This window comes from Neisseria sp. HMSC070F02, from assembly GCF_001814225.1.
Classification (GTDB): Bacteria; Pseudomonadota; Gammaproteobacteria; order Burkholderiales; family Neisseriaceae; genus Neisseria; species Neisseria meningitidis.
This window is the reverse complement of sequence record NZ_KV815450.1, coordinates 1-3,152: the sequence shown is the minus strand read 5'-3', so window position 1 is coordinate 3,152 and position 3,152 is coordinate 1. Positions and strand designations below refer to the sequence as shown.

The window sequence follows — 3,152 nt, the reverse complement described above, 5'->3', positions numbered from 1 at the left end:
AATGTCTTGGTGGGAATTTAGGGGATTTTGGGGATTTTTGCAAAGGTCTCTAGATGAGTGAAAAAGAAGTGCAGGCTGCCTAAAAAGACAGAAAAAGTCTTTCCGGCAGCCTGCACTTTGGTTTCATTTCAGTCAGTAAACCCAGTAAACGACGGTCTGAAAACGCAGAACGTTACGAAAAAAGCAGCCTACACGCCCATCCCCCGCCTTCTACCCGTTCTGTAAATCATACAGATAGCGGTAATATCCGTTCGGCTTCGCCAGCAATTCCTGCTGTGTTCCCGCTTCCACAATCCTGCCTTTATCCATGGCAATGATCCGGTGTGCCGTTTTAACGGTGGACAGACGGTGGGCGATAATCAGCACCGTCCGGTTGGCGCAAATGGCCTGCATGTTCTGCATAATCGCTCGTTCACTTTCATAATCCAGCGCGCTGGTGGCTTCATCAAAAATCAGAATGCGCGGATTGGTGATTAACGCGCGGGCAATCGCAATACGCTGCCGCTGTCCGCCCGACAAGCCGGCCCCTTGTTCGCCCACCACGGTGCCGTAGCCTTCCGGCAGCTCCATAATAAACTCGTGTGCGCCCGCCAGTTTGGCTGCTTCGATAATGCGTTCCAGCGGCATACCCGTATCCGTCAGCGCGATATTGTCGCGTATGCTGCGGTTGAGCAGCACATTCTCCTGCAAGACCACGCCGACCTGCCGCCGCAGCCAGGCAGGAGCGGCCAAAGCCAAATCGTTGCCGTCCACCAACACCCGTCCCTGCTCCGGTACATACAGACGCTGCACCAATTTGGTGAGTGTGGATTTGCCCGACCCCGAACGTCCCACAATCCCCAGCACTTCCCCCGCCCGAATCCGCAGGTTCAAATCCTGCAAAATCAGCCTGCCGTCCGCCTTATAGCGGAAATCGACATGTTCGAACGTAATCTCCCCCCGGATATCGGGCAAAGCCAAATGCGAAGACGCATTCTCGGTCGGCGCATTCAGAATATCCCCCAAACGCGCCACCGAAATCCCCACCTGCTGGAAATCCTGCCACAACTGCGCCAAACGGATAACAGGCGCCGCCACCTGTCCCGAGAGCATATTAAACGCAATCAGCTGCCCCACCGTCAGCTTGCCCTCAATTACCAGCCGTGCGCCAATCCACAACGTCGCCACCGTCACCAGCTTCTGAATCAGCTGCACCCCCTGCTGGCCGACCACCGCCAACTTCGTTACCCGAAATCCCGAAGCCACATAAGCCGCCAACTGATTGTCCCAACGCTGCGTCATCTGCGGCTCCACCGCCATCGCCTTTACCGTACCCACCGCAGTGATGCTTTCTACTAAAAACGACTGGTTGTCTGCATTGCGCGCGAACTTATCGTTCAGACGCGTCCGCAGTATCGGACTGATAAATGCCGACCAAAACGCATAGGCAGGCAACGAAGCCAATACCACCCAAGTCAGAGTGGAGCTGTAATACCACATCACCGCCAGAAAGATAAACGAAAACGCCAAATCCAACACCGAAGTCAGCGCCTGACCGGTCAGGAAATTGCGAATCTGCTCCAATTCCCGCACCCGAGCCACCGTATCACCCACTCGTCTGTGCTCGAAATAGGATAAAGGCAGGGAAAGCAGATGCCGGAACAAACGCGCGCCCAATTCCACATCAATACGTGAAGTCGTATGTGCAAACAGATACGTCCGCAAACCGCCCAACACAATCTCAAACAGCGACACCGCCAACAAAGCCACCGACACCACATCCAAAGTAGAGAATCCCCGATGTACCAGCACCTTGTCCATCACCACTTGGAAAAACAGAGGCGTAATCAGCGCAAACAGCTGCAACACCACCGACACCACCAATACTTCAAAAAACAACCGGCGGTATTTGATTACCGCCGGAATAAACCAGGTAAAGTCAAACTTTGCCAAACTGCCCAATACCGAAGCGCGGGAAGCAACCAATATCAGTTTGCCCGAATATCTGTTAGAAAATTCGGCAAAAGACAATACCGCAGACTTATTCGTAACCAAATCCTGTATCAAAAATTGGGCATGCTCACCCTCACCGTCTGTTTTGGCCAAAATAAAATGGTTGCCGTCATCACACCATACCAATGCGGGTAAAGTCGCCATAGCCAAACGTTTAATAGGCTGGCGGACTACCTTTGCCTTCAATCCCAAAGATTTGGCGGCCAAAAGCCATTGCGTTTCATTTAAATCGCTCTGTGCGGAAGTACAAAATTCATGCTGTATATCGGCAGGATTGGCGGCAATGCCGTGGTAATGGGCGAGGATGATGAGGGCGGAAAGGGCGGGGAGCGGTGCGGATACGATAGACATAAATAAAATATAGTTAGATTGGATGTGGATAACGGCTGGCTGGAAAAGGAATATATTAAGTAGAAAGAAATATATAAATAAAACAGCAGAACGCATTGTAAGGATATATATGGGAATTGTAAAGAGAAAGTATGGAAAAGTTCTCGTTTCAGGAAGGTAAAACGGCTTAGGAATCGAGTTAGATGAGGATGCCTCGCACCTCTCGTGCCTCCTGCATACCGTTAAGGCACAGGGTTAAGGTGCAGGCTGCTCCGAACTCTGTTGCGGTCGGGTAATGTTATTTTTTGTGTTTCAGGCAGCCTGAAATATCTGTATATTTTTGTTTTAAATAGATTTTAAAGATTGATAACTGTTCTTGACGATTTTTCAAGAAAGGAGTAAATTTCAAGAAAGGAGTAAAGTGACTTATTATCAATGACAAGCAACGCGCGAAGTGACAAGGAAAACTATCTACTTAAATTCTAAGGAGGCTTCGAATATCATAAACCAATCAGAAACATAGAGATAAAAATTATGTACAAATATAATCCTCTTATACAATTTATTGCACAGTTGATTATGTCTTATGGAGCAAGCGTAGGGTGGGCACTTGCTGCCCCACGCGTTTCATATTTCAAGGCAGCCTGAAACCGTGTGGGCATAAATGCCTACCCTACATCCCAAAAAACAAGCGCAGCCTGCGTGTGTAGGGTGCGAACTTTCGGCAGGTAGACACGCAGTTTTATATTTTCAAGCTGAGGGATGCTTAAGAAAAGTACAAAACATTAAAAAATAAGGGGCTGTACTAGATTAGCCCTAAATCCACACCA

The 3,152-nt window shown here is 49.4% G+C and carries 1 protein-coding gene; it reads right to left on the bottom strand.

The annotated features are described in order from the left end of the window. Positions 1-210: 210 nt before the first annotated feature. Positions 211-2,439 carry a type I secretion system permease/ATPase gene (locus tag HMPREF2959_RS07135; RefSeq protein ID WP_070696590.1) on the bottom strand — a complete coding sequence of 743 codons (2,229 nt, stop codon included), beginning with the start codon at positions 2,437-2,439 and terminating at the stop codon, positions 211-213. Between the last annotated feature and the right edge of the window lie 713 nt (positions 2,440-3,152).